The organism is Halomonas sp. 707D4 (assembly GCF_024158685.1).
Taxonomy (GTDB): domain Bacteria; phylum Pseudomonadota; class Gammaproteobacteria; order Pseudomonadales; family Halomonadaceae; genus Vreelandella.
The window spans coordinates 1-4,641 of the sequence record NZ_JAMZBD010000251.1 but is presented as its reverse complement, the minus strand read 5'-3'; the positions used below and the strand labels follow the sequence as shown (position 1 = coordinate 4,641).

At 66.0% G+C, this 4,641-nt stretch carries 6 protein-coding genes and 1 tRNA gene; 5 read left to right on the top strand and 2 right to left on the bottom strand.

The genetic code is table 11. From position 1 onward, the window contains the following. Positions 1-276: hypothetical protein (locus BIS11_RS11295; RefSeq protein WP_253586064.1), on the top strand; the 276-nt coding region annotated here is incomplete at its 5' end. Positions 277-401: 125 nt separating this feature from the next. Here the strand turns inward: BIS11_RS11295 and BIS11_RS11290 are convergent. Then, positions 402-478: transfer RNA gene (locus tag BIS11_RS11290), tRNA-Pro, on the bottom strand. A gap of 85 nt (positions 479-563) precedes the next feature. Beyond that, positions 564-1,568, bottom strand: coding sequence for an octaprenyl diphosphate synthase (ispB, locus tag BIS11_RS11285; RefSeq protein WP_253424502.1), 1,005 nt, complete (start codon positions 1,566-1,568; stop codon positions 564-566). A 321-nt stretch (positions 1,569-1,889) separates the two neighbouring features. Here ispB and rplU point away from each other — a divergent pair, with 321 nt between their 5' ends. From rplU to proB, 4 genes are all read left to right on the top strand, one after another. Further along, positions 1,890-2,201, top strand: coding sequence for a 50S ribosomal protein L21 (rplU, locus tag BIS11_RS11280; RefSeq protein WP_253424506.1), 312 nt, complete (start codon positions 1,890-1,892; stop codon positions 2,199-2,201). A 33-nt stretch (positions 2,202-2,234) separates the two neighbouring features. Next, positions 2,235-2,492 (top strand): 50S ribosomal protein L27, encoded by a 258-nt coding sequence (gene rpmA, locus BIS11_RS11275; protein WP_227388985.1) that lies wholly within the window; start codon positions 2,235-2,237, stop codon positions 2,490-2,492. A 124-nt stretch (positions 2,493-2,616) separates the two neighbouring features. Beyond that, positions 2,617-3,807 (top strand): Obg family GTPase CgtA, encoded by a 1,191-nt coding sequence (cgtA, locus tag BIS11_RS11270; protein ID WP_253424509.1) that lies wholly within the window; start codon positions 2,617-2,619, stop codon positions 3,805-3,807. 66 nt (positions 3,808-3,873) lie between these two features. Next, positions 3,874-4,641: glutamate 5-kinase (gene proB, locus BIS11_RS11265; protein WP_253586063.1), on the top strand; the 768-nt coding region annotated here is incomplete at its 3' end.

The following is a 4,641-nucleotide window of genomic DNA, read 5'->3' as shown; positions in this document are numbered from 1 at the left end:
GCAGCCGCTACGCTGGTGCCGGGGACGGTCGCCCATCGGTTGGCGCCCAAGGCGCTCGGCGCGGTGAGTGCCGAGGTCGATGTCGCCCTCGAAAACCCGGCCGGAATCCTGGCGACCAAGATCGTGGCCTGGCAGCAGGCGGACGGTACGGTCGTCATCGAATCCGCCGCCTACCAGCGCAGTGCCCAGGTGCTGCTGGCGGGCTACGTGCCTCTTTATCAGCCGTCGGCGGCGCTGCGGCGCGCACTCGAGAGCCAGCACGACGCTGCACGTTGATGCGACAAGCACGGCCGGGCTCGACGTCGCCCTGAACCGCGACGAAGGGTCCGGCTCCGTCAGGCAGGAAAAAAGACAAAATAAGGCCCCATCGGTGACGATGGGGCCTTTTTTCATGCGATTTCTGGTCGGAATAGCAGGATTCGAACCTACGACCTCTGCCTCCCGAAGGCAGCGCTCTACCAAGCTGAGCTATATTCCGGCGCTCGATAACGGAGATGGATACTACGCCGATATCTGGAAAAATTCAAGCGCCGACGTATAAATTCTTTGTCGGCTCGCCGCTTTCACGACTGGCGCTCGATCGCCATGCGCACCAGGTCCGCCATGCTGTCGCGGTAGGGGCTCGGCGGCAACGTCTCGAGCTCCGTCAGCGCCTTGTCGACCATTTCCTCGGCGCGGGCACGGGTGTAGTCGAGCGCCCCCGTGCGGTGAACGATGGCGAGCACCTCGTCGAGCTGGTCGAGCCCGCCCTTGCGGATCGCCTGGCGAATCAGCTTGGCCTCTTCCGGCGTTCCGCGCTCCATGGCGTGGATCAAGGGCAGCGTCGGCTTGCCTTCGGCGAGATCGTCGCCGACGTTCTTGCCCATCGCCTGGGCATCGCCCTGGTAATCGAGCAGGTCGTCGATGAGCTGGAAGGCGAGCCCCAGGTAGCGTCCGTAGTGCTTGAGTGCTTGCTCCTGCTCCGGGGTGGCGTTTGCCAGCACCGCGCCGCACTGGGAGGCGGCCTCGAACAGCATCGCGGTCTTGCCCTGGATGGTCTCGAAGTAGGCCTCCTCGGAAAGGCTCGGGTTGCCGATGTTGGTGAGCTGGAGCACCTCGCCCTCGGCGATGATGCAGGTCGCGCTCGACAGGATCGCCATGATGCGCATCGAGCCGACGTCGACCATCATCTGGAACGAGCGCGAGTAGAGGAAATCGCCGACCAGTACCGAGGGGGCGTTGCCCCAGGCGTCGTTGGCGGTCTTCTTGCCGCGGCGCAGGTGCGAGTCGTCGACCACGTCGTCGTGCAACAGCGTCGAGGTGTGCATGAACTCGATCAGGGTGGCCAACTGAATGTGCTTGTCGCCTTCGTAGCCCAGTGCCCGGGCGGCCAGCAGCACCAGCAGCGGGCGCATGCGCTTGCCGCCGCTTTCGATGATGTACTGGCCGATGGTCTCGACCAGCGGCACCTTGGAGTTCAGCTGCCCGACGATGGTGCGGTTCACGGCCTCGAAATCGCTCGCCACCACGGCGTGCAGCGGTGAAGGCGTCGGGCTGGCAGGCGGTTTAGTCGGCGAGGCGTTGGTCATGAAATCGGGTCATCGCGGCAGGTGAAAAGGCGGCGCGTGCCGGCCTCGGTGGGGATTATGCTATGGGGACGCCTGTAAGGCGTCAAGGCGAACGCCGCCGCGCCCGGGTGGCGTGGGCCGTGGCGATGATTTGCAGGCCCCTGGGGCCTTGTGGTAAATGGTGAATGTCGCTATAATCCGCGACCCACTCGTCATGCTCCCTGTCAGATGGCTGCCAAAAGGGGCGCCACTCGCAGCAGGTTCAAGAGCCAAGCGCCTTCGGGCGTGGATTCGACGAGCGCCGGCGCAGGGCCGGCATTATCGACAAGTCCGGAGAGCGACATGTACGCAATTATCAAAAGCGGTGGCAAGCAGTACCGCGTTCAGGAAGGCCAGACCCTCAAGCTCGAGAAGATCGAAGTCGCCACTGGCGAAACCATCGACTTCGAAGAAGTGCTGATGGTCGCCGACGGTGACGACTTCAACATCGGCGCGCCGATGATCAGCGGTGCCAAGGTGTCTGCCGAGGTCGTTTCCCACGGCCGTGGCGATAAGGTCACCATCATCAAGTTCCGTCGCCGCAAGCACCACATGAAGCGTCAGGGCCACCGTCAGTGGTTCACTGAAGTCAAAATCACCGGAATTTCCGTTTAAACGGATCTTTCCCTCGATCAGGAGGCTATTTCGATGGCACATAAAAAGGCAGCCGGCTCCACGCGTAACGGTCGCGATTCCGAATCCAAGCGCCTGGGTGTAAAACTCTTCGGTGGCCAGGCGGCGACCGCGGGTAACATCATCGTGCGTCAGCGCGGCACGCGCTTCCACGCAGGAACCGGCGTCGGCATCGGTCGTGACCACACGCTGTTCGCCCTCAGCGACGGCAAGGTCCAGTTCGAGACCAAGGGTCCGAACAACCGCAAGTTCGTGAGCATCGTTTCCGAGTAAGCGCCAGGCGCTTCTACGATGACACGCAAGAAAGGCCCCGCATTGGCGGGGCTTTTTTGTCTGTTCAAGACCCCGGCGTGAGCGCGGGGAAGAAAAGGGCGGCGAAAGCGGCCGGGAGAATTCAATGCAGTTCGTCGATGAAGCCTCGATCATTGTCGAGGCAGGCAAGGGCGGCAACGGCTGTCTGAGCTTTCGCCGCGAGAAATACGTGCCCAAGGGCGGCCCGGACGGCGGTGATGGCGGCCATGGCGGCAGCGTCTACCTGATCGGGGACGACTCGCTCAACACCTTGATCGACTTCAAGTACCAGCGCTTCTACAAGGCCGAGAACGGCCAGGGCGGCATGGGCCGTCAGATGAGCGGCAAGGCGGGCGAGGATCTGCACGTCAAGGTGCCGGTCGGCACCACGGTGATCGACGAGGACACACTCGAGGTGATCGCCGACGTCACCGAGATCGGTCAGGTCGTGCTGGTCGCCGAAGGCGGCCGCCGCGGGCTTGGCAACATCCACTTCAAGTCCTCGACCAACCGTGCGCCCCGGCGTACCACGCCCGGCACCGAGGGCGACCGGCGCAACCTGCGCTTGGAAATGAAAGTGATGGCGGACGTGGGCCTGCTCGGCATGCCCAACGCGGGCAAGTCGACGCTGATCCGCTCGGTGTCGGCGGCCAAGCCGAAGGTCGCCAATTATCCCTTCACCACGCTGGTGCCGAACCTGGGCGTGGTCAAGCTCGGCATGCACGAGCACTTCGTGATGGCGGACGTGCCTGGCCTGATCGAGGGCGCCTCGGACGGTGCGGGCCTGGGCCTGCGCTTTCTCAAGCACCTGACCCGCACGCGGCTTCTGTTCCACGTGGTCGACATCGCGCCGTTCGACGAGTCCGACCCGGTCGAGGCGGCCAAGGCGATCGTGCACGAGCTCGGCCAGTTCTCGCCGGCGCTCTCCGAGCGCCCGCGCTGGCTGGTGCTCAACAAGTTCGACCTGCTGCCGGAAGAGGAGCGCGAGGCGCGCGCCAACGCCGTGATCGAAGCACTCGACTGGCAGGGGCCGGTGTTCCGGATCTCGGCGATCTCGAGCGAAGGCACCGACAAGCTGGTCCAGGCCGCCCACCGCTGGCTCACCGAGCAGCAGCGTCTCGAGAACGAGGACGAGGAGGCCTTCGAGCGCGAGCAGGAGATGCGCCGGCGCATGGAGGAGGAGTCGGTCGCGCGCACCGAGGCGCGCCTGGGCCATCGGCGCAAGAAACGCGACGCCGACGATGACGACGATTTCGACGACGACGAGTACGATGTCGACGTGGAGTACGCGCCCTAGGCCACGGCCTGGGCGCGGGGCAGCATGGGCCGAGCGACGGCAGAACCGGGGCAGGAGACGGGCGGGATGGAACATCGTGAGCAGTTGCCGGGCCGCGAGGCGCTAAGCGGCGCGCGGCGCGTGGTGATCAAGATCGGCAGTGCGCTGCTGACCAACGACGGGCAGGGGCTCGACGAAGCCGCCATCGGCGGCTGGGTGGACCAGGTCGCCGAGCTGCATCGGCGCGGCGTGGAAGTGGTGCTGGTCTCCTCCGGGGCGGTGGCCGCGGGCATGGTGCGCCTGGGCTGGCAGGCGCGGCCGAGCGCGGTGCACGAGCTCCAGGCCGCCGCCGCCGTGGGCCAGAACGGGCTGACCCAGTGCTACGAGCAGCACTTCGCCCGCCACGACATGCTCACCGCCCAGATCCTCCTGACCCACGACGATCTCTCCAACCGCAAGCGCTACCTCAACGCGCTCTCGGCGCTGCGCACGCTGGTCGAGATGCGCGTGGTGCCGGTGATCAACGAGAACGACACCGTGGTCACCGACGAGATCCGCTTCGGCGACAACGACACCCTCGGGGCGCTGGTCGCCAACCTGCTCGAGGCCGACGCGCTGGTGCTGTTGACCGATCAGGAGGGCCTGTTCGACGCCGACCCGCGCGAAAACCCGCAGGCCAGCCTGATCGCCGAGGGCCAGGCCGACGACCCGGCGCTTGCCGCCGTGGCGGGCGGCGGCGGGGCGCTGGGGCGCGGCGGCATGAGCACCAAGGTGCGGGCCGCCACGCTTGCCGCGCGCTCCGGCGCGGTCACCGTGATCGCCAGCGGCCGCCAGCCCGGGGTGATCGCACGCCTC